Origin of the sequence: Algoriphagus sp., from assembly GCF_030694375.1 — a bacterium.
GTDB lineage: Bacteria > Bacteroidota > Bacteroidia > Cytophagales > Cyclobacteriaceae > Algoriphagus.
Genome location: NZ_JAUXYL010000044.1, coordinates 99,471 through 123,847, shown reverse-complemented (window position 1 = coordinate 123,847; position 24,377 = coordinate 99,471). Strand labels below are relative to the sequence as shown.

The window sequence follows — 24,377 nt, the reverse complement described above, 5'->3', positions numbered from 1 at the left end:
TAATGGAAACCTTCATCAAACGCTTCGTTTTTTTGCTCTTTTTCTTTTCTGCAAGTACCGCTGGAAAGTCTCAGGACTGTGATCCAACTCAGCTCGCCACCATCCCTGGAACCTTTAAAGCTGGCATAGCCGGTTCGGTTCAAAATGTTAGCAAAACGGATCTGGTTAAGGAAAAGGAAACCCTTTCAAAAATTAATCAAAAAATCTCTTCCGATTTTTCTCCGGTCGGTATGGAGATAACCTATTCTAATGCCTTCGGATACAATGAATTTTACGGAAAAAACTGGGTTGCAGACCCCTACATCTATTCATTATATTTCTTAAGGTATGTATGTGGAACCAGTGCCAAAAACAATAGGAATTATCAACCTGAAATCTCCAGTAATACCCAAGTGTATTTTCAAATCAACAAACTCTCCGGCCAGGGAGGAGGAATCGAATTGTTTGCTGCCGAAATCCCCGATGATCGGGAGGAAAAATATTTCAAAATAAAAGACTGGCCCGAAAGAATAGAGAGTGGGGTCTATCAATGGATTATAACTGAACCTCAGGGAAAGGAAACCCGAAGAGTATTCAATTTAATCATTACCAAGAATGATAAACTACCATTCCGGGCTTTGACCAAAAAAGAGTTCATTCTTTTTCACTTGCCGGGGATGAATCGGTTTTTAAAGGAACTGGAGCAACTTCGAGTCCCAATTGACCCCAAAGCAGATGAGGAGAGCGCAGTCCAAAATCAAATACAAACCCAACGGATTAATGAACAAAAAAAGATAATCGAAGATTTTGAGGCCTTGTTGACCGATCTTTCTCCGGAAGAACTCGAGGAACCAGCGATCGTCGAAAAGGGTCAGAGTTGGTATGAATTTCTGGGTTTCAAAAATGTTGGCGATACTAATATTCTGCATCTAGTGGTACCTGATATGGGTTATTTTGATACAAGTCTTCCGAAGTGGAGACCTCAATTTTTTTGTATCAATTTCCTTTATGAAACTAAAATTCAGGTCTATTTGACCAATATCAACTCATTAATAGATGATTTGGATATTAAGTTTTTCCAATCCTTGCTTGAAAAACCTTAACCCATCCATACCATGAAACTACTTCTTTATATCTGCTTTCTGTTTTCATTTTTGCCACTGTTGGCTCAACAAAAAACTCCCATCTCACCCTCAAAAAGCAGCATCGATGTCAAATTGAAAGACAGTATTGATGTCAATTTGAAGCCAGTTTATGACCTAGACAGCAACCGCTACGAAGTCATCAAAATCGGGAATCAGTATTGGTTTAAAGAAAATCTAAGAACCACCCAATACCGAGACACGACCCGAATTGCAAGCGGATTGAATGCTCAGGAATGGAAGGAAACCAAACGTGGAGCTTATGCGGTCTATGAGGATAATCCCAGGAATCGGCAAAAATTCGGTCTGCTTTACAATGGCTATGCCGCCGTTTCGGGCAAGCTTTGTCCGCTTGGCTGGCATGTGGCTACAGACAAAGACTGGAACGAGTTGGAGAAATTTCTGGGTATTCCGGTTTCTGAACTGGAACGAACCGGAGAGCGGGGGGAAATAGCTCCCAAGTTGAAAGTTTCAGAAGGCTGGAAAGCCTCCAGTTTCTCAGGGGACAATTCAAGTAGGTTAGGTATTCTTCCGGCAGGTTCTCGTCTGGACAATGGAGAATATACCACCCTAGGCCAATATGGGAATTTTTGGACCTCAACCGTTTATGATGACCGCTATGGTCTGCTTTACCTCTGGAATCACCATGTGCATTACAATACTAACGCCGTGGGGAGAATTTACACTTTAGCGACTAACGGATATTCCTGCCGCTGTGTCAAAGACCCTGAAAAACCTCAATCCAAACCCGCAAAAAAATGAAGAAGCTAACACTTATGCTGATCGCATCCCTATTGGGATGCTGCTTGGTCCAAGCCCAAATACGAGTAAGGACAACCAAACCAGTAACAACTCAAGAGATCACAAAAACGAATACGATAAGTCCTTCGGGCACAAGTTCAAGCACAGGTTCGGTCACCCAACCCATTGCTTCCACTCAGCCTGATTCTTTTCTTCCTCCCTATTACAACAACACCAACTATGCCAAGCGCACGATTGAAATCAATCCCTCCAATCGGACTTATGCATTTCATGCGGTGGATTATAATGGAGACGGAATCAAGGACATTGCCTATAAAGACTTTTTCCTAAATGATCTCCTGGGTTGGTTTTTCTCCAGTCCGGATGGATTTTCAGTCGAGTACAAGTCGGCCCATGATTGGACCCAATACACCTCCATTGGAATGCTGGGTTTTATGACCGTGGAGGCAGATGTCAACGGAGACCGTAGACCTGATCTTTTGGGAATTAGTCCCTCACTCAGACAGATTGGGTTGCTTTCATCAGTTTCTCCGGTCAACAATGTTGGGGTGGAAGTGCACCAGTTGGCAAATTCCCAGAGGTATATAGATTTTCCTGTGAGTTTCAGTGACCAGTTTATTCCTTTTTCTGGCGACTTCAATGGAGACCGGAGAGGGGATTTAGCACTTTGGTTTCACCAAACCGGTGAATGGCAAATCGCACTTTCCAACGGGACTTTTGTTGATTTTACGCCAAATGCCTGGATCAGCAATTGGGGACTGGGAATCTCCAATGCTCAACCCATGACGGGGGATTTCAACGGCGACGGGTTTACCGATATTGCGATTAGGGACAACCAAAAAGGAACCTGGTCTGTGGCTTTCAATAATCGAAATCAGACCTTCAGTCCGGTCAATGGCTGTGAAGGTGAATTTTGGATTCAAGGTTGGGCTACGGATTTCAATATGATTTTTCGCTCAGGAGACTTCAATGGGGACCGCATCGATGACCTCGTCTCTTTTCACCCGGAGACAGCAACTTGGCAATATGTTTTGAATGTCGGGAATTGTTTTCAGGGATTTTCCAAACCAGTTGTCATGGGGGATGTAAACACTTACCCCTTAGTCACTGATATAAACGGAGATGGGAAATCTGATTTAGTTGCAGGAAATCTTGCTCCAAGTGGAAATTACGCCCAAGCCATTCTCCAAATCTCAATCAACACCGGTAAATAAATTGCAGGGTTATGAAGTTTTTCCTCACGTTTCTCTTCTTGATTTTCTGCCATCCGGTCTTTTCGCAGTCCGTTCAGTCTTTCGACATTGCAACATTCTCGCTTAACCCTGCTTGGAAGAAGGAAGCACAACAAGATTGGTTGGCGTATCGGATAGAAAACCCTGCGAAGAAAACGTACGCGAGGATTTTGCTCTACCCCAGTTTGCCTTCTTCCGGAAATCCCGAGACTGATTTTCAGAAAGAATGGAATGACCTGATTGTAACTCAATACAAACCGGGAACGACTATAAATGAGAATCTTTCAGATTATAAAAATGCTTGGAAGGCGAAGATTCGGGTGGCTCCTTTTCAACACAATCAAGTGAACCAAGCAGTGATTTTGTTGATGCTAACCGATGGAAAAAAGAAAATGAGCTTCATTTTCCTAACCAATTCCGAAGAGTTTGAAAAAGACTTTGAAGACTTTGGGAGTTCATTGGTGTTTGGGTCTGCGCCCCTTAAGACGACAATACCACTACAAGATATGGTGAAGAGCCCAAGTGCTTGGTTGCCAATTGATAAAATGGTTGTTGACTAGAACCCCCTTTGATGAGCCAAGACTTAGCCCAAAGCAAATGAAAACCGCATTGCTCCTTGTCCTTTTAATAGTTGCACCGTTTTGGGCATATACCCAAAGCTCATGCGACCCTGATCAATATACCTTAGTTTGGTCGAAGGCTACGGATTTTTATGAAAGATATGGACCGAATCAGGTCAACAAGCAACTGACGGCCAATTTTGATTCGAAAAAAATGCAGCCCAGGATGGGTACTGCACTCATTTGGCTTCAACGGAAAACTCAAGGATTGGCAGGAGCAAAAAGCGCCTCTTCTTACCAGAATTTTTATCCGGGCAATTCCCATCCTGACGCACTTTACACCAACGCTTGGTATCAGGCTACCGGTAGATTGGGGTATTATTATTTGAGAACGAGTAGTCATTATTTGACCTGTGTAGACAACAGCCCCATCGAAATTCCCGGCCCTGCCTGGATAGATATTCAGTTTAATTATTTCAATCAATTTGCAAAACCAGTCCAAACCACCGACAAAGAAGGGGTGATTGTTCCCGTACAGATGGATGGCCGTCCTGTTTTTTCGGTTCCTGAGAAGCATTCATCAAACGGCAGGATCGACTATTATGAGTTTCCGGGGGAAGTTCCTGATTATGTAGTCGATTATTCAAGGATGTGGTTTTACCATGCCTTTGTGGTGAGAAACAGCGACAAGCCACTTTTTATTTCAGTCACCCAGCGTGACTATTTGAATTATTACCTTAAGCAAATGGAGCGGTTTTATCTGGATTTCAAAAAGATCCTCGGGCAAAGTGCTCCTACCAATAGTCTTCAGGATATTTTGGCGGAAAAAGATGAAAGAATTGCCGAAATCAAGCGGTTAACTGAGGAAGGTGCCTATGGATATTCTAAAGACAATCTGGCTAACCGACTTCAGAAGGCAGAGGAATTTTATCAAACCAAACTCGAGGAAGAAAAAAATAAAACTTCCGGAGGTAATTCTGAAGTGGATCAGGAATATCAGGAAAGTGTACGTTTGATTAAAGATTACCTTAATTCAGAGCCGGAATCAATTCTATCCAAACCTATCGGTGAAATAGAAACCAATCCAACTCATGAAATCAGTTTAACTGCGTCTGTGTTGGAGAAGCTGAAAGCTCCGAAACCTGAACGGGGATGGAGCAAAAACACGCAATTCGCATTTATCAATCCAGAGTATTTTGACAAATCCTTGGCCCCGGATGTACCGCAATTTATCGCTGTAGAGATTACCAATAATGAAAATCGGCACAAACATCTCAATGAACTGGCGTACCGATTAAGAAAGGATTGGGACTTTGCTGAGCTCCTGCAACTTCTCGGAAATACGGGTCCTCAGACCTTTTTAGCAACTGCTGAAGCCAAACCTAAAGGAGGCGATAATTTCCTGGACAAATTAGATGAACTTCCTGCCTTGGGTTTTGTACTTCCGCCACTGAGCATGCCAATGGGCGGGATGCTTGGTGACGTATTTCCCAAGCGATCTTATTCCTCCCAAAAACTCACAATCCAATTCCCCGAACGCTCGCCAGCACTTGATGCACTTCCAAAAGTTCAAACCCAAGCCGAATACATCAAGTACCTGGAATCCTTGAAGACTTCGGTGGAAGGAGCGATGTCTGGGCAAAGCCTTTCTGCTTCAGATAATTTGGTGAAGACCCAGAAAATCAGCACATCGGAAGATTACTCAAGGAATGCGATCGGAGTTTGGTTTTCGGGTAACCCTTCCATCGCTCTTCAGTTGCATAGCAAGGCTTCACTAGTAGATCCTGAGAATGGACTTTCTGCCAATAATTTTGCTGTACACCTTCAAAAAAGCGGGTACCCCGAAAAGGCTTTGCCGATTCTAAATTATTGGTTGAACCGGTACCCCGAAAATTCCCTGGTATTGGGCAATGCTGCCAGTGCATATTATTTCTTGGGAGATATTCAATCAGCAATGAAACTAGCCCAAAAAACAGTGGAGCTTGATTCACTTCATCCCAATGCCAACAAGATTCTTGCCTTTGGGCATTATCGTGCAGGGAATAAAAAACTTTGTGCGGGTGCTTTGGGCCGAAGCCTCAAGAGTTCCTATGATGAGGAAGCTGTGGCCTTGCTACAAGAGGTAGATCCGGATTGGGATATTTCAGACTTGATCTATGAAGGCCGAAAAAAGAAATCGGCCCTAAAGCTTTTCGATGAGTTCAGGCTTCCGGCACCAATTTCTTCCCTTGATGAAGCCGAAGATCAGGCTGAAACGATCGAGAAAGCCTTGTCCACAATCGCCGGAACTTTGGAAGGTATTCAGCGGCAAAAAGAGAAAAATGAACAGGATCCCACCAAAGCACCTTTTGATTTAAGCGTGATTGCACAAGCGGTGATGAATCAGGGGTCTTTTACCGAGCTTCAACTTTTAGCTCAAACAGTGGTCACCGAGAGCTGGAATAAGTACCACAAGCAGTATGGTGAAGAAGGTCAATATCTTGAAAAAAAGATCAAGGAGCAGTATTCCAAATACACGATTGCTCTAGGGGAAATCATCAAGAAAAGAAATAATGCAATGGATATGCTTGAAGGTGGTACGCCTGAAGAAGAAGTCAAACTCATGCAAATCCAAAAAGAGGCCTGTTTGGACCAGAATAAAGCCTTAGAGTCATTTTACAGTGCTACACATCAAATTATAGGTCAGTTTGCTTCCCGAATGGAACTCATCAGTCGGGAGCATTACAACACCTTGGCCTATTGGATGCCGATCTGGATGCAGTCGACTGAGGCAGCAGATGTTTTGGGGCTTCAGCAGAGTTACTTACAGGACATGCGCAATATTTTGGTCCAATACCCAATTTACTTCCCCCAGGATTGCGATATATTTTCTACAGATGAGGAGGAGGAAATTCTTGGTCCTTTGATGGTGTGGGAGGATAAGTTTTGTCCCATCAAATTCGTGGTGGGAATGGGTGTGGCTAAGGCAGGACTCACCTGCAATACCATCTCCATCAGTGCAGGAGAGGGGATACAGGGAGAGATTGAATTCAAACTGAATGAAAATTGGGATTCGGTGGAAGAAATTACAGTTGGAGGTGGCATAGGTGCTAGTTGGAATTTAGGTGCAAGAGGAATTTTCGAAGTGGAAGCTGGAGTAAGCAATAAGGGCTATTTGAAATTTGGTCGTAATTCAGCCACGAAGGAATGGATGTACACACCTATCGATATTGGGGCAAAAACTGAAATCAATGCAGTAGGGAAAGTCGCAACAAAATACGAATTCGAAGTCAAGGTAGTGGAAATGGCCATCGGCCTGAGATCAGGTGTAAAAGCAGATGGGTTGATCGCTCAATTGCCGGTTTTAAAATAGTTAAGGGACAATTCCAAAGTTTCAAACTTTAGAATAGTCATTCTTATTTTTAAAAAATGAATCCCCAAAAGATTGCTTTGAAGAATGGGGAAACAAGAAAAGGCTGAAAGTCCCTTTCCAGCCCAATCTCAAATTTCGAATCTCAAATTTCGAATCTAGATCGCTACCGCAGCCTTGATATGCGGGTGAGGGTCATAGCCTACCAACTCAAAATCCTCATACTTGAACTCGAAAATATCCTTCACATTTGGATTGATTTTCATGGTTGGAAGTGGTCGGATTTCACGGCTGAGTTGAAGCTCGGTTTGCTCCAAATGATTGGAATATAAGTGTGCATCACCGAAAGTATGGATAAAATCTCCCGGCTCCAGATCACAAACCTGCGCGACCATCATCGTAAATAAAGCATAGGAAGCAATATTGAATGGAACGCCTAAAAACACATCCGCACTTCGCTGATAGAGTTGGCAGGAGAGCTTGCCATCTGCCACATAAAACTGGAAAATGGTATGGCAGGGCGGCAGTGCCATGTGGTCCACATCGGCCACATTCCAAGCACTGACGATGTGACGACGGCTGTCCGGCTTGGTTTTGATCTGATGAATGAGGTTCTTGATTTGATCGATTTCCCCGCCTTTTCCGTCAGGCCAGTGTCTCCACTGATAGCCATAGACCGGACCCAAATCACCGTTTTCGTCAGCCCATTCGTCCCAAATGGACACGCCGTTTTCTTTGAGCCAGGTGATATTGCTTTCACCTCTGAGAAACCAAAGCAATTCTACGATGATAGAGCGTAAATGGAGTTTTTTGGTGGTGACCACCGGAAATCCCTCTGCCAAATTGAACCTCATCTGATGTCCAAAAACGCTAAGGGTGCCTGTCCCGGTTCGGTCTGTTTTTTTGGCTCCTTCATCAAGGATTCGCCGCATCAAATCGTGGTACTGCTGCATGAATTTTCTGTGGATTTCTTTGTTGGCAAGTTAAGTGATTCGAATAATTTAAAAACAATTTGAGTGCATTGCTTTTTTAAAAAAGTACCTTCATGTCCAAAACCAACTCCTCCTTTTCAAGCGAATGTTCAGGAAATCTACAGCGTTAACTCTTCTCGGATTTGGGATTTTTTTAAGCATCATGATTCTGGTTTTCCCGCCGGTTCCTTCATTCAACTATGACTTTGAACAGTTTTTCCCACAGGATGATCCGGATTTGGCTTTTTACCAACAGTACGAAAAGGACTTTGAGAGCGATAACGATTACCTCTTGATTGCACTTCAAAATCCAAGTGGAAGCCTTACATCCATTGATTTTTTGAAAAAAAGTGATCTGCTAAAAAAAGAAATCTCAAACCTCGACGGAGTCGATACTTTGATTTCCATACTTGACTTGGAAATGCCTGTGATCGGACTTTTTGGAATAAGTTTTAACAAAGTGCTGGATTGGGAAAGTGCTGAAAATCTGGAGTATTCCGGGCCTGCTCTAAAACAGTTTGAAGGCTCATTAATTTCAAAAGACGGGCAAAGTCTGCTATTTCTGATCAGAAATAATCCCAAGCTCAGCAAAGAACAGGGAGATACTTTATATCATCAGATTAAGGAAGTCTTTTTACAAAGTGAGCTCAAACCACTCGCAGTCGCAGGAAAAATACAGACTCAGGGTGATTTTGTCACCTTGATGCAGGAGGAGTTTAGTCTTTTTTTAGGTGCATCCCTAGTGTTGATTTTAGTGATGCTTGTATTGATTTTCCGGACTTGGTGGGGCGTACTAGTACCTGTTTTGGTTTTGAGCATTGGGATTTTTTGGGCTTTTTCGGTGATTTTGTATTCTGGAAAATCACTCGATATCATGTCGGTGATGCAGCCTACTATTTTTTTGATTGTGGGTTTGAGTGCGCTGGTGCATTATTTCACGCATCTGATAAAAAAAATCAGAATTGGAAAAGGTAAGGAGGAGGCAGTTTATGAGACTTTTCGTGAACTTACTTTTGCGGTAAGTTTAACGATCTTCACCACCGCTGTCGGTTTCTTCTCACTTTATTTTACTTCCATTCCAGCACTGAAAGCATTTGGACTTTGGACTGCCATTGGGATACTTGTCCTCTTTTTTGGGTTGATTGTGATCACCCCCGGATTACTTTATTTATTTCCCATAACAAAAGCGAAAGCCTTTCAGAAACCTGCAAGCCTATTTTGGCAGCGCCTATTTTCATGGATTATTTTGAAAAGGAAACTTGTGCTTTATACATTTTTGGGGATCACTTTGCTATCTCTTTTTTTTGGACTTCAACTCAAAGTCAATGGGTATTTGCTGGACAACTTACCTCTCGACCATCCTATTCAGGAGGATTTTGCTTTTTTTGACGAGCAGTTTGGGGGCTCTAATCCACTGGAGATTTACCTTTCGACAGGGGATAGTGCCAATTCCCTTTTTGATTACGCGGTACTCCGAGAAATAGAAAAATTGGAAACGAAGCTGACCGAGTCTTTTGGAGAAAGGCAGCTCATCTCTCCTGTAAGTCTTGTCAAATCATTAAATCAAGCTCAAAATCGAGGCAGTATTGCTGCCTACAGTTTCCCATCTCAGGGTCAGTTTCTTCGAATGAGCCGATATTTTGATCAGATTCTCAAACTGGATGGGCCGAAAGTGATCAGTTCGAACCAAAAAACAGGCAGGATCAGTGGTCGAGTAGGTGATTTGGGTAGTTTAGAAATGGGAAATAAGCGGGGGGAGTTTCTCCAGTTTGTGAAAAAAGAAATCGACCCTAACTTATTAAATGTTCGATGGACGGGTACAGCCTTTCTTATAGATCATGGACACGAATCCGTGACCCGACAAATGTTTCAAGGCTTGCTCTTTGCTTTTGTAGTGGTGGGAATAGTTGCGGGATTTTTATTCAGATCATGGAGACTTTCCTTCATTTTGCTGATTCCCAATGTTATTCCATTGGTTTGGATGCTGGGCTTAATGTATTTGCTTGGAATCGAATTTAAGCTTACTACCTCGATTCTGTTCACGGTGGCCTTTGGGATTGCGGTAGACGATTCCATTCACTTTATGACAAAACTTAAAACCGAATTGGATCGCGGAAAAAATCTGCTTTATGCAATCAAAAGAACATTTATGGAAGCGGGCCGGGCAATAATGCTTACTTCGGTAATACTGGTTGCAGGTTTTGCGTTGCTTAGTTTCAGCCAATTTGGAGTCACCCACTTCACGGGCTTGCTGATTAGTTTTACGCTTATTTTTGCACTTTTGGCAGATTTATTTTTGCTGCCCTTGTTGCTTTTTCCTCTGAAGAAGGTATGGGACAAAAAAACCGAATCCAGATCTAAGGATTAAAACTATCCCAGGTAAACGTAGCGGTGACAGGATAATGATCTGAGTAATCAACCTCCCGATGGGTATTAAAATGAATGGGTTTTAGACTAGGATCAGCAAAAATGTGATCGATTCTAAGAAAGAACAAGACTCGATTGTAGGTGAATTCAAAGCCTCTTCCGGCCTTTTCAAAGGCATTGACGAGTTTTTCGCTTGTCTTAAAATAGGCGTATGAATACGGAATCTCGTTAAAATCGCCCATTAGTATTACGGGATGAGGACTATTGCTCAGGTGTTCGTAAAGAATGGATAACTGTTGTGCTCTGGCAAGACTGCCGCGGTGCAATTTCCCTAAGGTTTGCCGGTATACCAATTTTGCCTTATCGTAATTATCCAGTGATTCAGCCTCAATCGCCATGGATTCCAGGTGGGTATTATATACTCTAATTGTGTCTCTTCCCACCTGAATGTCAGCAAAGATCGTCCCGTTGCTTCTTTTGTTGTCAAAAACCACTCCTTCGTTTACAATGGGGTACCGAGAGAAAATGATCATTCCAAACGATTTTCTTTTTTCATTCCCGTCTACTATGTGATAATAATGTTCATAGTCGCCATTTTTTCCAATGATTTTGATGGCATTTCTTCCAGCAGAGGTATTATCCTGGTAAAACTCTTGGAACACTTTCACGTCAGCTTGGTGATCCGCAAGCCAGGTAAAGACATTGTCATTATCGTCGGTACCCATGTCCCGGTAAAAAAAACCATGCGCGTTGTAAGTCAGGACTTTTAGCCCTTTGGCATCTTCATTTCTAGAATTTAGCTGGAAAGAAATAAGGATAAATTTATATCCGATTAATAGGGCTAGAAGGGGGAAGAAGGCTGATCTTCTCCATGCTAATGCCAAAACAGCAAACAAAAAGAAGTTGCCTATAATAATGACTGGAATTAAAAACGGAAGCAAACCGGCGTAAGCAAATACCTCCGGTGAGAAATAAACACTCGAGAATATGATAAGTGATATTAAAAATACCAGTCCGGCTATAAATTTCATTTAGGTTGGGTTGAGAGCATCAAAGGGACCCGAACCCAAAAGTGGCAATTTTCGATCCAATTTCCCCATCAATTACTTCAATTGCACTTTAAAGATCCGCTATGGGCAATGAAAAAACGTATCACAGCAGGCTATTCGTCTATCAATAATAAAAATTATCAATTTTAAGTTGAATAGTTGGAATGAGACGATTTGGATTAATTTTACGTACTCATCCTTTAAATTAATCATCTATCTAATGAAAAAGCTGTCCAATATTTGGTTGACTACCCTGATCTGCGCAACTTTTTTCGCTTGTCAGCCTAAGACGACCCAAACTACAGAAGATCAAAATTCAGAAAGCGCTGCGGCCGAAGCAGCAGAAGAAGAGCAAAGACCAAGTCCGCTCGAAATTAAAGAAGGTCAAATCGCCGGTAAGACGATTAAAGTTTATTATGGCTCTCCTTCAGTTAAGGGACGTACAATTTGGGGTGATCTTGTGCCGTATAATGTCGTCTGGAGAACAGGAGCAAATGAGGCAACCTATATTGATATCCCTCAAGACATCATGGTTGAAGGCAAGACTTTACGAGCTGGCAAATATTCCCTCTTCACTATTCCAAAAGAAAGTGGATCATGGACCGTGATTTTTAACTCAGATTGGGAATTGGAACACGGACATTTTCAATATGATGAAAAGAAAGATGTTATAAGAGTTGATGTTTTGCCTTCTTGGGAATCAACTTCTTCTGAAAGGCTTTCTATAACTATCGAGGCTCCCGGGTTGGTAATTCGCTGGGAAAAGCTGAAACTTCCAATTAAGATTCAATAAAAAAGCAATCTTGGACTCCCTAGTCGAACGGCTGGGGATTTTTTTGTGTATTTTTTTATTTAATTCAAATATTACAAAGTGCTTAAGGCACAAAGTCGAAAGTGTATTTATTCTAAACGCAATAAAGCTTATCTACCCATGAAGTATTTTTCATTCTTTCTGGTTTTGGCCATTACCATTGCTTTGGCGATGTTGGTCTCGAGACCTATAGGACAAATTCCCCCTTTGGCTCCTCTTTTGGACCCAAATCATGGGTTTTGGCAAAACACATTAAGCGAAGATCAGCTTGCCGAGGAAGAAATAAACATTGAAAATCTCAGTGCTCCCGTTGAGGTTGTATTTGACAAAAATCTCATTCCTCACATTTTTGCCCAGAATGAACTAGACCTTTATCGGGCTCAGGGTTATGTTACTGCTCAACACCGACTTTGGCAAATGGAGTTTCAAACAATGGCTGCTGCAGGTCGCGTTTCTGAAATCGTCGGGCCGATTGCTTTAGAGCTTGACAGAATGACCAGAAGGAAAGGTCTTGCTTTCGGTGCGGAAGTTGGATTAAAATATATCGAGGAAAACGATCCCGAAACGCTCCGACTGGTGGAAGCTTATACAGATGGGGTCAATCAGTATATTTCACAGCTTTCGGATGCAAAGCTCCCTGTAGAATACAAGATTTTGAATTATCGGCCAGAGCCATGGTCTGCCTATAAATCTCTGCTCCTTCTTAAGTATATGTCAGATATGCTGGTGGGAGATCGGGATTTGGAATATTCCAATCTTCGAAAGCTCCTGGGGGATTCTAAATTGAACAAACTTTTCCCCGATTTTCCAACTGAAAACGATCCTGTAATCGAGGCAGAAAAAGTATGGGATTTCACCCCGATTCCAGTAAATAAACCGGACTCCGTTACTTACCCCGATGATGCACTTCTTCTCGATCCGCTTAGTCAACCTGTTGAAGGAACTGGATCTAACAATTGGGCTGTGGCAGGAAAAAAGACCCAAAATGGGAATCCTATTTTGGCCAATGATCCACACCTAAGCTTGAATTTACCTTCGCTGTGGTATTCGATGCAATTGACCACGCCAACCTATTCAGTAAAAGGAGCCACCCTTCCGGGGGCTTTGGGAGTGATTTCAGGATTCAATCAGGATATTGCATGGGGAGTAACGAATGCGACTAAAGATGCCCGAGATTGGTACAAAATAACTTTTCAGGATGAAAGTCGAAAGGCATACAAATTCGGAGATGAATGGAGAGCAACTGATTTTCGAATTGAAGCAATCAAGGTAAAAGGGCAAGATACTTTTATCGATACTGTAGTCTACACCCATCATGGGCCTGTGGTCTATGATAAAAGTTTTCGAAGTGAAAGGCAAGACGTGAATTTTGCTTTGAAATGGACAGTTCACATGGGGTCCAATGAGCAACGAACCTTTATTCAAATGAATAAGGCTAAAGATTATGCAGACTATAATGAAGCATTGGATTTTTATACTTCGCCAGCTCAAAACTTCGTATTTGCTTCCAAATCAGGTGACATTGGGATGCGGATTCAAGGTAAATTCCCCTTGAAATGGGAGGGACAGGGTAAATTTTTCATGGATGGAGCTGATCCCAAAATGGAGTGGCAGGGATTTATCCCTAATGCGCATAATCCGGCAACCTTAAATCCTGAGCGAGGTTTTGTCTCCTCTGCAAATCAGCATCCGGTAGATCGATCCTATCCCTATTATGTTTTTGACAATTCATACGAACACTACCGAAACAGACGCCTCAATAGGAAGCTCCGAGAAATGAACCAAATCACGGTAGAGGATATGAAGATGCTCCAGTTTGACGATTACAATCTTCAGGCTGCTGAGGGGCTGCCAGTTTTGATCAAACTTCTGGGAACTCATAAAACTGAATCTCCGGATGCGGAGAAATACCTGAATGAACTTAAATCTTGGGATTATTTCGCAGATCCAAATCAAAAAGGACAGACTTTGTATGCGATTTGGTCAGCGGAAACATTTGAAAGTATCTGGAGGGAGTTTATGAATGGTGCTCCTGTTGTTCGTCCAAATAGTTACCAAACTGTGGAATTGTTAAACAAGTCACCCAAAGATTCAATTTTCGATGTCAAATCTCAGGAAGGCATTCAAACGGCGGAATACCATGTTAAGGCAGGATTTGATTCCATGCTTGTAGCGATGAAAAAATGGGAAGCAGAGGAGGGAGATTACACTTGGGCAAACTTTAAAAAAACCACAATACAGCATTTGGTGCCTAATTTTAAGTCTTTTTCCGCATCAAATGTCTACACCGGCGGCGGTTCGGGAATGTTGAATGCAACAGGAAGCAGGCACGGAGCGAGTTGGAGAATGGTTGTGGAACTTGGACCGGAAATTCAAGCTTTTGGGGTATACCCAGGTGGACAATCCGGCAATCCGGGAAGTAGATTCTACGCTAATTTTATACCCATTTGGGCAAATGGAGAATACTTGAGTTTCAATCTAAGATCGATTGAAAATCAAGAAGATGTGCTTTTCAAAACAATACTAAAATAGAATATTTATGAGATTTATATTTTTAACCATTTTGACAGCAATTGTAGTTGTTTTTCTTAACCCAATTACGCCATTTTGGGTAGTAATGATTGGGATAGCTGTGCTAAGTGCCTTAGTATATCCCAATGGTATTGGTGGGTTTTTAGGGGGTGGTCTTGGGATGGGATTAACCTGGCTTGGCCAAAGTATCTATTTGGGAATCACCTCTGCAAGCTCCCTTCCTGACAGGATGGGTGAATTGATGGGCTTGGGTTCTGGAATGACTTTGGTTGCTGTAACTGGGATTATAGGATTTATTCTAGGGGCCTTTAGTGGTTTGACAGGAGTTTTATTTCGTGATTTATTGCAAAAGTCCCCTAAAAACGTGTACAAGGGGTAGGCCAATAGCTCTCAAAAAAATCCTTTTTTTTATTTGAAAAGAGCATTTTAATTTTTTCGATTAACACGAATGAGTACCTTTGTTACTCATTATTTAAAGATTTTTTATGCTTGAATCCCTCATCACGTCAAAGACCCGATTACGTCTATTGATTAAGTTTTTTGTGAATTCAAAAAACCACAGTCATCTGCGCGGTCTTGCTGACGAATTTGGTGAGTCAACCAATGCGATTCGAAAAGAGCTTAACAATCTGACAAGCGCAGGGATTTTGGTCAAGCATTCTGATAAAAATAAAATCGAATACCAAGCCAATATCAGGCATCCATTTTACACCAATATTCGGGACATCATCAGAAAATATCTCGGATTGGATATGCTTTTGGAACAAATACTGGAAAGAATGGGTGAGGTGGAGCAGGTCATACTTACCGGTGATATAGCAAGAGGTAGCGACACGGGTACTATTGACGTATTAGTTACTGGAGATAATTTAAATACAGAATATATCAACCATCTCATCGCCCGATTAGAAGAATTAATTGAACGAAAAGTGATCTTTACCATGGCATCCGGACGGATTTCTTCCGGTGGATTGATCCTTTTTGACCGAGAGGCAGGAATTTAATTTCTACTTCTATAAACTATATGTTTTGCTAGGCGCAATTTGTGACTGAAAGGGCGAAGCTGTAAGTTATGCAAGAAATTACGGTAAAAGGTGTGATTTTAGTGGCGCAAAATGAAAATCAACAATTTTCAAAAAAAAAATAAAGTGAAAGACTCCTGCATGCATTACCTCTCAAGGGTAGTATTTCTCTGGGTTATTTTCTTTCTGTTTTTAGGTTCAGTTTGGGCCCAGAACTTAAGTAATCTGTCTACGCTGAAAGTAGACAATCTCTCGGATGCTCAGATAGAGCAATTGATCAAACGAGCTGAGTCCAGCGGATTGACTCCATCCCAATTGGAAGGAATGGCTAGGGAACAGGGACTTTCGCCTATAGAAGCTAATAAATTAAGGCAAAGGATCATGGGTTTACAAAAAACCACTAATCCACAGAGCGCACAAAATACAACATCAGGACTCAGAGAATCATCAGGCCAAACGCAAGGTGACCTCTTTGACTCTTTGCGAAGGTCAGATCCGTATTACGATCTCACTCCCTTTCAGAAAAAGATTTTCGGTTATAAATTATTTCATAATCGGGATTTGGATTTTAATCCTAGCCTTAATATTCCTACACCGCAGGGGTACATCGTAGGCTCTGGAGATCAGCTTTTAATTGATGTTTACGGGGCTTCCCAAGAGTCTTTTGACGTCAATGTTTCTCCAGAAGGAAGGATATTGATCCCTAATGTTGGTTCCATCCAAGTCGGAGGAGCCTCAATAGAGGCAGCCACTTCTAGGTTAAAATCCTCGCTTGGGCGCATTTATTCAGGACTTTTAGGCTCAAATCCCAACACCTTCATTCAGGTAAGATTAGGAAATATCCGATCGATTAAAGTTTCGATGGTCGGAGAGCTTTCCCGGCCAGGAACCTATACCTTGCCTTCATTTGCTTCGGTATTCAACGGACTTTTTGCCGCAGGCGGACCAAATGAAAATGGGTCTTTCAGGAATATTCAGGTTTACAGGGATAGCAGGCTTGTGGCCACTGTGGATATTTACGAGTTTTTATCAAAAGGGAATTCACAATCCAACATTACCCTCCAGGATAATGATGTGGTGATAGTGCCTCCGGTTCAGGCAAGGGTAGAAGTAGTCGGCCCAGTGAGAAGGGAAGGTTTTTTTGAAGTTAAACCCGAAGATACGCTTTCAGATTTGGAAGTCTATACCGGAGGATTCACCAGCCAAGCTTACAAAGAGCGACAGACGATTAGACGAATAGAGAATAATGAGCGAAAAGTAATTGATGTTTCAAGGGAAGATTTTAACTCCTTTAACCCAAAAGACGGAGATGAAATTCTAATAGGTGAGACCTTGGATCGATTTGTAAATCGTGTTCAGGTTTCGGGGGCCGTCATTCGACCAGGGGAATATGCCCTTGAAAATGGAATTTCTGTAAAGAATCTGATTGAAAGGGCGCAAGGACTCAAGCCAGAAGCCTTTCTCAATCGAGCCACATTATTCAGAACAAGTGAGGATTTGACCCTTGCTGCAATGCCATTGGATCTAAAAGGTATTATGGATGGAACTCAAGCGGATGTACAGTTAAAGAATGAGGATTTACTGTTTATTCCAAGTCGATATGATATTCAGGAAGAAACCTATGTGAAAATTTCCGGGGAGGTCAATATTCCTAGTACTTATCCCTATGCGACCTCTATGACAGTTGGTGATTTGATCCTTCAGGCTGGAGGTTTGCTTCAATCTGCATCGAATTCCTCGATAGAAATTGCACGAAGGGTAAGAGATGCAAGCTCAGGCAAATTGGCCGAACTGTTTACTATTTCAATAAATCCGGATTTAAAACTTTCTGAAGAAGAAAGCAGGTTGCCATTAATGCCATTTGACCATGTTTTCATCAGAAAAAGTCCGGGATTTGAGCGGGAAAAATTGATAAAAGTAGAGGGCGAAATAAATTATCCAGGAGAATTTGCAATTTCCTCAGCCAATGAACGGATTTCAGACGTGATCAAGCGCGCAGGTGGACTTAATCAATTTGCATATCCGAAAGGTGCAAGTTTGGTGAGAAGGACTGTCTATTTCAAAGATGTAACCCCCGAAGAAATTCAGGAGAAAAATATCAGAGCAATCCGGGAAAAAGTTGATCCTGAGCGAAATCTTCATCTTAATCAAGCTGAATTATTGCTTTTCGAACGCTTGGATGGTAAAATCAACGCCATTGAAGAAAAAAAGCTGATCGAAGAGCAAAAGAAAATCTTGGAGAATCTTAACAAAAACTCAATTAGTGACTCCCTTTCAAGGGATTCACTTTTTAACAAGGTTAGGTTTAAAAAACAGGACGTGATTGGAATTAATCTAGAGGAAATTTTGCGGAACCCTGGGACTGGTGAAGATTTGATTCTTCAGGAAGGGGATATTTTGAGGATACCTAAGGAGCTTCAGACCATTAGAATGGTGGGTGAGGTATTAATGCCAACCACCGCAAGGTTTGTCAGAAACAACAATCTTAGAAATTACATTTCCCAAGCTGGCGGCTTTACTGAAGAGGCAAGAAAAAGTAAAACCTATGTTATCTACGCTAATGGGGATGCCCGACGGACTCACTCTTTATTGATGATTAAATTTTATCCTCAAATAGAACCCGGAGCAGAAATTGTTGTTCCAAAGAAACCCCAAAGAGAACGATTGTCTACTGCAGCATGGCTTGGAATTGCTTCGAGTTTGGCAACGCTTGGAATTCTGGTTCAGAGTCTGGTTAATAGTAATTAATAGTTTATGAAAATCGCAGTAGTTGGAACAGGTTACGTTGGATTGGTGTCAGGTGCATGTTTTGCAGATGTGGGAATTCAGGTAACCTGTGTAGATATCGACGAAAAGAAAATCGAAAAGCTTAAGAATGGTATCATGCCGATCTATGAGCCGGGTTTGGAGGAACTAGTTGTCAGAAACTACAAAAGCGGGAGACTGAATTTCAGCACTGATTTGGGTGATGCTATCCAAGGCGCGGAAGTTGCGTTCATCGCTGTGGGTACCCCTCCGGGTGAAGACGGTTCCGCTGACTTGAAATATGTATTGGCAGTCGCAGATGAAATTGGGAGAAAAATGACTGATTACATTGTCGTGGCCACCAAAAGCACTGTACCGGTAACTACAGGTGAAAAGGTGAGAGCCGCCATCAAGGCTGCCTTGAAAAAACGAGGCGCTGATCTTCCATTTGCTGTTGCCTCTAATCCTGAATTTTTGAAAGAGGGAGCGGCTGTGGAAGATTTTTTGAAACCTGATCGAATTGTAATCGGGGTTGATGATGAACGAGCTGAGCAGATCATGCAACGGTTATATAAGCCCTTCCAATTGAGTGGAGACCGGATTATTTACATGGATATTCCTTCTGCCGAGATGACCAAGTATGCCGCCAATGCTATGCTGGCGACCAAGATTTCTTTTATGAACGACATCGCCAATCTCTGTGAGAAAGTTGGAGCCGATGCCAACATGGTAAGAAAAGGTATAGGTTCTGATCCCAGGATCGGTAATAAATTCATTTATCCCGGAGTGGGCTATGGAGGATCGTGTTTCCCCAAAGATGTAAAAGCTATCATCAAAACGGCAAGGCAATATGGCTATGAACTAAAAGTGCTTCAAGCTGTGGAGGATGTAAACGATGCCCAAAAGCATGTACTCGCCAATAAAGTAAAAGCACATTTCGGAGATGATTTGAGTGGACTGACCTTTGCAATGTGGGGTTTGAGTTTCAAGCCAAATACGGATGATATGCGTGAGGCACCTGCAGGTGTGATTATCGATGAATTAAGAGCTGCCGGTGCTAATGTGAAAGCTTATGATCCGGTAGCAATGGAAGAAGCTAAGGCGCATTACATATTTGACAAAGTAACGTATTGCAAAGATGCCTACGATGCATTGGTTGATGCGGATGCATTACTACTAGTAACCGAATGGTCTGAATTTCGAATTCCAAGCTGGCAAGTAGTAGGTAAATTGCTGAAGAATAAGGTTGTATTTGACGGAAGGAATATTTACGACAAAAATTACCTGAAATCCTTGGGCTTCGAACATTACGGAATTGGGTCCAAGTAAAGCAAATGTTTGTCCTCCATTTCATAGTGACATCTACTAAAAAGATATGGTGATAGCAGGAGCCGGAGGACACGGAATGGAAGTCTTTGAAGTATTGAAAAAGTCAAAATTCGGAAATTTCATTTTTTTCGATGAAAATCCTTCAAAATCTTCTCCTTATCCAGAAATCCCCATGATCTCGAATCCGGAAAATCTAAAAAATGCTTTAAAGCAAGATCCGTATTTTGTATTGGGAGTAGGTAATCCTGTGGCAAGAGAAAGATTACATTCCTTTCTTATTTATAGCGGAGGAAAATATAGAACCGTATTGTCTAACAGCTCTCATGTGAGTTCAGACCTTATTTCAAATGGATTTGAAGCGATGGAGTTCAGTTATATTGGCCCTAAATGTAAATTTGGAACTGGAGTACTAATAAATACTAGAGCCAATGTACACCATGAATGTGAGATTGGCTCATTTTCTGAAATAGGGCCAGGAGCAATGCTTTTGGGCGCGGTGAAGGTTGGTGCAAAGTGTAGAATTGGGGCAGGAGCAGTGATACTTCCTGGGTTGAAATTAGGAGATAATGTGGTAGTAGGTGCCGGTGCTGTAGTCACAAAAGACATCGGAGAAAATCAAACTGTAATTGGAATCCCGGCAGTATCACTTCGAAAAACATAAGCATGGAATCGAATTCTAAAAGCAATTCGCAGGATTATACACTGAATTATCTCAAACTTACCCAATCTGTTTTTAAGGATAGGAAGAGTTTGGTGATTTTCTCAGCATTGGGTTTGGTTTTGGGAATTCTGATTGCCTTTACTACACCAAAGGAATATCAGTCCTCTTCCTATATTTTACTTGAATCAGAAGGAGGGGGAAGTAGTTCTTTAGGCCAAATGGGTGCCTTGGCAGGTTTGGCGGGAATAAATATGTCCCAATTGCAATCGGGCCAAATGGCACTCACAGCAGAAATTTTCCCGGATGTGATTCACAGTCGTGATTTTTTGAGAGAAATCTCAAAGGAAAAGTTCAGGTTTGAGTCAAAGGAAGGTCAAATCCAAAGTCTGGAAGAGTACTATTACCAAGAGCAACCTTCCAATGTAGTTAAGAAGACCCTCAGTTTTGTGATCAATATTCCTGCAATGATTGTGGGATGGTTCGCCTCTCCTGACCCTCTTCCTGCTGATCTTGGAGAAGCTGTTGAAAAGCAGGAAGATTACCTCAATCTCACCGGACAGGAATTGTTTGCTGTAGGGGAATTGAAAAAAAGGATTTTGATTGAGCAGAAAGGAAAAATGATCCGTCTGAATGTTTCCATGCCGGAGCCGGTGATTGCTGCTCAGGTTAACTCCATGGTTTTGGACCGTTTGATCGCCTATGTGACTGAGTACAAAGTAGGAAGGCAAAAAAGAAACATGGAATTCATAGAGGAGAGAGTCATTGAAACAGAAAAAAAGTTTAATGAGGCTCAAATGAGATTGGCATCTTTTCGGGATTCCAATCAAGGTTTAATTTCCAGAAGGGTGAGTACCAAAGAGGAGCAACTTGAATTTGAGTTCAACATAGCCTTTAACATTTACAATTCGCTGAAGCAGGAGATGGAACAGGCTGCCATTCAGCTCAAAAAAGAAACCCCTATTTTTACTGTTTTGGAAAAAGCCGCCATACCTTTGGGAGCTTCAAAACCCAATAAGCCTTTGATTCTTATTTTCTCGATTTTTTTGGGATTGTTTGTGGGAGTATTGGTCAATCTTTATAAAGTTTTAATAGAAAATATCAAGTCGAATCAGTGATGACATCCATTCAAATGGTAGATCTCCGTACGCAGTACGAGCAGATCAAAGCAGAGGTTGATCAAGCAATCCAACAGGTATTAGACACCACTGCATTTATTAACGGTCCGGATGTTAAGGCCTTTTCGGCCGAGCTTGCGGACTATACCGGAGCCAGATTTGTTATTCCCTGTGCCAATGGTACCGATGCGCTTCAAATAGCGATGATGGCCTTGGGCTTTAAGCCAGGGGATGAAATCATCGTGCCTACATTTACCTATGTGGCTACGGTGGAAGTGATTGCACTTTTGGGGTTAAAGCCCAAATTTGTTGATGTCCTCCCCGATACCTATGAGTTGGATCCAAAAGCACTGGAAGATTCCAAGGGACCAAGAGTGGTGGGGATAGTTCCTGTACACCTCTATGGTCAATGCTCCAACATGGAATTCATTTTGGATTTTGCCCGGAAAAATAATCTTAAAGTAATCGAAGATACTGCACAGGCGATAGGAGCTGTTTACACATTCTCTGATGGACGTAAAGCACAGGCAGGCACCATGGGCAATGTAGGGACAACCTCTTTCTTCCCCTCTAAAAATCTGGGTTGCTATGGAGACGGAGGAGCGATGTTTACCAATGATCCTGACTTGGCTGAAGCACTCAGAATGATTGCCAATCACGGTCAGAAAAAGAAATATTACCACGATTCGATTGGAGTTAACTCCCGGTTGGATACTCTTCAGGCCGCTATTTTAAGGGTAAAGCTCCAACATTTGGATCGATACTCTGCCTCCCGAAACGAAGTCGCAGATCGGTACGACAAAGCTTTTGTGAACCATCCCAACATTAAAACTCCCAAGCGGGCTGCCAATTCGACCCATGTGTTTCATCAATATACAGTTCAGGTGGAAGGTGCCTCTAGGGACGAGTTGAAGGCTTATCTTCAGGAAAATGGAGTACCCACTATGGTTTACTATCCAGTTCCTTTGCATAGACAAAATGCCTATTTGGAGTATGGGTACAGCGATGGGGATTTTCCAATTGCTGAATCGCTATGCAAGAAGGTTTTGTCTTTACCTATTCACACTGAAATGAAAAGTGAACAACAAGAATTTATAATCAACACCATTAAGTTTTTTTTTACCAAATGAAGGAATATTACGCACATGAAACAGCAATCATAGATGAAGGCTGCGAAATCGGAAAAGGAACCAAAATTTGGCACTTTTCGCACCTGATGCCCAATTGTAAGCTGGGGGAAAACTGTAACATCGGCCAAAATGTGGTGATTTCTCCTGAAGTAGTGTTGGGTAATAATGTGAAAGTTCAAAACAATGTTTCCATCTACACTGGAGTGACATGCGATAATGATGTGTTTTTGGGGCCATCGATGGTTTTTACAAACGTGATAAACCCCAGAAGTGCTGTCAATCGCCGCGGACAATATTCCAAAACCCATGTGGGAAGAGGTGCCTCAATCGGGGCAAACGCCACGATAGTTTGTGGGCATGACATTGGGGAGTTTGCCTTTATCGGTGCAGGTACAGTCGTCACCAAGACAATTCCAGCCTTTGCACTCGTGGTAGGAAATCCATCGAAACAGATTGGCTGGATGAGTGAATTTGGTCAAAAATTGGTTTTTGATGCCCAAGGATTGGCCGCCTGTTCGGAATCTGGCGAAAAATATCAACTCAAAAACGGAGTCGTATCAAAAATTTAATGAGCGAGTCATCATCTATTCAAATAAGGACTTCTTCAGATGGATTTGGCAGAAATGAATTTCAAAAAAAAGTAAAATGAAAAAATTTGCATTAATAGGTGCCGCAGGATATATCGCACCACGCCACATGAAGGCGATCAGGGATACTCAAAACCAACTTTTGGCCGCTTATGATAAGTTTGACAGTGTCGGAGTGATGGACAGCTACTTTCCTGATGCCGATTTTTTCACGGAGTTTGAGCGATTTGACAGGCATGTAGAAAAGCTGAAGCGAAGTGAGCAGAAAATTGACTATGTGAGCATTTGCTCGCCCAATTACCTGCACGATTCACACATTAGGTTTGGTCTGAGAGTGGGTGCCAATGTGATCTGCGAAAAGCCGTTAGTGCTGAATCCCTGGAATATTGAAGCACTCAAAGAGGTGGAAAAAGAACATGGTACGCGGTTGTTCAATATTCTTCAACTTCGATTGCATCCTTCGATCATAGCCTTGAAAGAACGAATTGCCAATGGGCCTGCAGATAAAATTTATGACATAGATCTGGCCTATATTACCTCAAGGGGGCACTGGTATTATACTTCTTGGAAAGGAGATGTAACCAAATCAGGAGGTATTGCTACCAACATTGGTGTTCATTTCTATGATATGCTCACATGGGTTTTTGGAAAAGTGAAAACCAATGAGGTGCACATTCATACCCATGACCGCGCCGCGGGATACCTCGAACTGGAAAAGGCCAGAGTGAGATGGTTTCTGAGCATCAATGCAGATACACTGCCCGAATCGGTAAAAGCCCGTGGAGGAAGGACCTTCCGATCACTGTCCATGGAAGGGGAAGAGATTGAATTCAGTGATGGATTTACAGAACTTCATACACATAGCTATCAGCAAATCCTTGAAGGAAATGGTTTTGGCCTAGACGAAGCTATGAATAGCATCCAGTTGGTGCACGACATCCGGCACATGAAGCCTTTAGGCCTCAAAGGCAATTATCATCCTCTCGCCGCTGGTGAGTTGGCAAAGCATCCATTTGAAAATTAATCTGAATAGA

At 42.1% G+C, this 24,377-nt stretch carries 19 protein-coding genes; 17 read left to right on the top strand and 2 right to left on the bottom strand.

What is annotated here, in order from left to right; translation table 11 throughout:
- Positions 1 to 2: 2 nt before the first annotated feature.
- Genes Q8M62_RS18515 through Q8M62_RS18495 form a run of 5 tightly spaced genes read left to right on the top strand, consistent with a single transcriptional unit; the run spans position 3 to position 7,027 of the window.
- The gene (locus Q8M62_RS18515; protein WP_304901265.1) at positions 3 to 1,082 is read left to right on the top strand and encodes a hypothetical protein; all 1,080 of its coding nucleotides are present in this window, start codon (positions 3 to 5) and stop codon (positions 1,080 to 1,082) included.
- Between the two features lie 12 nt (positions 1,083 to 1,094).
- Complete coding sequence (locus Q8M62_RS18510; protein WP_304901264.1) at positions 1,095 to 1,883, top strand: fibrobacter succinogenes major paralogous domain-containing protein; 789 nt, start codon at positions 1,095 to 1,097, stop codon at positions 1,881 to 1,883.
- Positions 1,880 to 3,097 (top strand): VCBS repeat-containing protein, encoded by a 1,218-nt coding sequence (locus Q8M62_RS18505; protein ID WP_304901263.1) that lies wholly within the window; start codon positions 1,880 to 1,882, stop codon positions 3,095 to 3,097. The genes Q8M62_RS18510 and Q8M62_RS18505 overlap by 4 nt, the downstream gene beginning before the upstream one ends.
- A gap of 11 nt (positions 3,098 to 3,108) precedes the next feature.
- On the top strand, positions 3,109 to 3,675 hold the full coding sequence (locus Q8M62_RS18500; RefSeq protein WP_304901262.1) for a hypothetical protein: 567 nt from the start codon (positions 3,109 to 3,111) through the stop codon (positions 3,673 to 3,675).
- A gap of 37 nt (positions 3,676 to 3,712) precedes the next feature.
- Entirely contained in the window at positions 3,713 to 7,027 is a 3,315-nt protein-coding gene (locus Q8M62_RS18495) for a hypothetical protein (RefSeq protein ID WP_304901261.1), read from the top strand.
- 155 nt (positions 7,028 to 7,182) lie between these two features.
- On the opposite strand, the gene Q8M62_RS18490 is transcribed toward Q8M62_RS18495, so the two are convergent.
- On the bottom strand, positions 7,183 to 7,977 hold the full coding sequence (locus tag Q8M62_RS18490) for a thymidylate synthase (protein WP_304901260.1): 795 nt from the start codon (positions 7,975 to 7,977) through the stop codon (positions 7,183 to 7,185).
- A gap of 124 nt (positions 7,978 to 8,101) precedes the next feature.
- On the opposite strand from Q8M62_RS18490, the gene Q8M62_RS18485 reads away from it, so the two are divergent.
- Complete coding sequence (locus tag Q8M62_RS18485; protein WP_304901259.1) at positions 8,102 to 10,363, top strand: RND family transporter; 2,262 nt, start codon at positions 8,102 to 8,104, stop codon at positions 10,361 to 10,363.
- Here the strand turns inward: Q8M62_RS18485 and Q8M62_RS18480 are convergent.
- Positions 10,353 to 11,393: an endonuclease/exonuclease/phosphatase family protein gene (locus Q8M62_RS18480; RefSeq protein ID WP_304901258.1), complete on the bottom strand. Its 1,041-nt coding sequence runs from the start codon at positions 11,391 to 11,393 to the stop codon at positions 10,353 to 10,355. The genes Q8M62_RS18485 and Q8M62_RS18480 overlap by 11 nt on opposite strands.
- A 238-nt stretch (positions 11,394 to 11,631) precedes the next feature.
- Here Q8M62_RS18480 and Q8M62_RS18475 point away from each other — a divergent pair, with 238 nt between their 5' ends.
- The 11 genes from Q8M62_RS18475 (at position 11,632) to Q8M62_RS18425 (ending at position 24,367) form a co-directional block, all read left to right on the top strand.
- Entirely contained in the window at positions 11,632 to 12,204 is a 573-nt protein-coding gene (locus Q8M62_RS18475) for a DUF2911 domain-containing protein (protein WP_304901257.1), read from the top strand.
- A 138-nt stretch (positions 12,205 to 12,342) separates the two neighbouring features.
- Positions 12,343 to 14,754: a penicillin acylase family protein gene (locus Q8M62_RS18470; protein WP_304901256.1), complete on the top strand. Its 2,412-nt coding sequence runs from the start codon at positions 12,343 to 12,345 to the stop codon at positions 14,752 to 14,754.
- Positions 14,755 to 14,761: 7 nt separating this feature from the next.
- A complete protein-coding gene (locus Q8M62_RS18465; RefSeq protein ID WP_304901255.1) occupies positions 14,762 to 15,133 on the top strand; it encodes a hypothetical protein in 372 nt (123 codons plus the stop codon).
- Positions 15,134 to 15,239: 106 nt separating this feature from the next.
- Positions 15,240 to 15,758, top strand: coding sequence for an ArsR family transcriptional regulator (locus Q8M62_RS18460; RefSeq protein WP_304901254.1), 519 nt, complete (start codon positions 15,240 to 15,242; stop codon positions 15,756 to 15,758).
- A 144-nt stretch (positions 15,759 to 15,902) separates the two neighbouring features.
- Positions 15,903 to 18,524, top strand: coding sequence for an SLBB domain-containing protein (locus Q8M62_RS18455; protein WP_370690563.1), 2,622 nt, complete (start codon positions 15,903 to 15,905; stop codon positions 18,522 to 18,524).
- Between the two features lie 6 nt (positions 18,525 to 18,530).
- Positions 18,531 to 19,850, top strand: coding sequence for a UDP-glucose/GDP-mannose dehydrogenase family protein (locus Q8M62_RS18450; RefSeq protein WP_304901253.1), 1,320 nt, complete (start codon positions 18,531 to 18,533; stop codon positions 19,848 to 19,850).
- A 46-nt stretch (positions 19,851 to 19,896) separates the two neighbouring features.
- The gene (locus tag Q8M62_RS18445; RefSeq protein ID WP_304901252.1) at positions 19,897 to 20,511 is read left to right on the top strand and encodes a NeuD/PglB/VioB family sugar acetyltransferase; all 615 of its coding nucleotides are present in this window, start codon (positions 19,897 to 19,899) and stop codon (positions 20,509 to 20,511) included.
- Between the two features lie 2 nt (positions 20,512 to 20,513).
- A complete protein-coding gene (locus Q8M62_RS18440; RefSeq protein WP_304901251.1) occupies positions 20,514 to 21,626 on the top strand; it encodes a GNVR domain-containing protein in 1,113 nt (370 codons plus the stop codon).
- The gene (locus Q8M62_RS18435) at positions 21,626 to 22,756 is read left to right on the top strand and encodes a DegT/DnrJ/EryC1/StrS aminotransferase family protein (protein ID WP_304901250.1); all 1,131 of its coding nucleotides are present in this window, start codon (positions 21,626 to 21,628) and stop codon (positions 22,754 to 22,756) included. Before Q8M62_RS18440 ends, Q8M62_RS18435 begins: the two co-directional genes overlap by 1 nt.
- Complete coding sequence (locus Q8M62_RS18430) at positions 22,753 to 23,325, top strand: acyltransferase (RefSeq protein ID WP_304901249.1); 573 nt, start codon at positions 22,753 to 22,755, stop codon at positions 23,323 to 23,325. The genes Q8M62_RS18435 and Q8M62_RS18430 overlap by 4 nt, the downstream gene beginning before the upstream one ends.
- A gap of 76 nt (positions 23,326 to 23,401) precedes the next feature.
- Complete coding sequence (locus Q8M62_RS18425) at positions 23,402 to 24,367, top strand: Gfo/Idh/MocA family protein (protein ID WP_304901248.1); 966 nt, start codon at positions 23,402 to 23,404, stop codon at positions 24,365 to 24,367.
- The last annotated feature ends 10 nt before the right edge of the window (positions 24,368 to 24,377 follow it).

Coding starts and splice junctions, on each gene's coding strand:
- Q8M62_RS18495 (WP_304901261.1), top strand. CDS start 3,713: ATGAAAACCGCATTGCTCCTTGTCCTTTTAATAGTTGCACCGTTTTGG.
- Q8M62_RS18460 (WP_304901254.1), top strand. CDS start 15,240: ATGCTTGAATCCCTCATCACGTCAAAGACCCGATTACGTCTATTGATT.
- Q8M62_RS18470 (WP_304901256.1), top strand. CDS start 12,343: ATGAAGTATTTTTCATTCTTTCTGGTTTTGGCCATTACCATTGCTTTG.
- Q8M62_RS18515 (WP_304901265.1), top strand. CDS start 3: ATGGAAACCTTCATCAAACGCTTCGTTTTTTTGCTCTTTTTCTTTTCT.
- Q8M62_RS18435 (WP_304901250.1), top strand. CDS start 21,626: ATGACATCCATTCAAATGGTAGATCTCCGTACGCAGTACGAGCAGATC.
- Q8M62_RS18510 (WP_304901264.1), top strand. CDS start 1,095: ATGAAACTACTTCTTTATATCTGCTTTCTGTTTTCATTTTTGCCACTG.
- Q8M62_RS18480 (WP_304901258.1), bottom strand. CDS start 11,393: ATGAAATTTATAGCCGGACTGGTATTTTTAATATCACTTATCATATTC.
- Q8M62_RS18425 (WP_304901248.1), top strand. CDS start 23,402: ATGAAAAAATTTGCATTAATAGGTGCCGCAGGATATATCGCACCACGC.
- Q8M62_RS18505 (WP_304901263.1), top strand. CDS start 1,880: ATGAAGAAGCTAACACTTATGCTGATCGCATCCCTATTGGGATGCTGC.
- Q8M62_RS18440 (WP_304901251.1), top strand. CDS start 20,514: ATGGAATCGAATTCTAAAAGCAATTCGCAGGATTATACACTGAATTAT.
- Q8M62_RS18485 (WP_304901259.1), top strand. CDS start 8,102: ATGTTCAGGAAATCTACAGCGTTAACTCTTCTCGGATTTGGGATTTTT.
- Q8M62_RS18445 (WP_304901252.1), top strand. CDS start 19,897: ATGGTGATAGCAGGAGCCGGAGGACACGGAATGGAAGTCTTTGAAGTA.
- Q8M62_RS18450 (WP_304901253.1), top strand. CDS start 18,531: ATGAAAATCGCAGTAGTTGGAACAGGTTACGTTGGATTGGTGTCAGGT.
- Q8M62_RS18475 (WP_304901257.1), top strand. CDS start 11,632: ATGAAAAAGCTGTCCAATATTTGGTTGACTACCCTGATCTGCGCAACT.
- Q8M62_RS18430 (WP_304901249.1), top strand. CDS start 22,753: ATGAAGGAATATTACGCACATGAAACAGCAATCATAGATGAAGGCTGC.
- Q8M62_RS18500 (WP_304901262.1), top strand. CDS start 3,109: ATGAAGTTTTTCCTCACGTTTCTCTTCTTGATTTTCTGCCATCCGGTC.
- Q8M62_RS18490 (WP_304901260.1), bottom strand. CDS start 7,977: ATGCAGCAGTACCACGATTTGATGCGGCGAATCCTTGATGAAGGAGCC.
- Q8M62_RS18465 (WP_304901255.1), top strand. CDS start 14,762: ATGAGATTTATATTTTTAACCATTTTGACAGCAATTGTAGTTGTTTTT.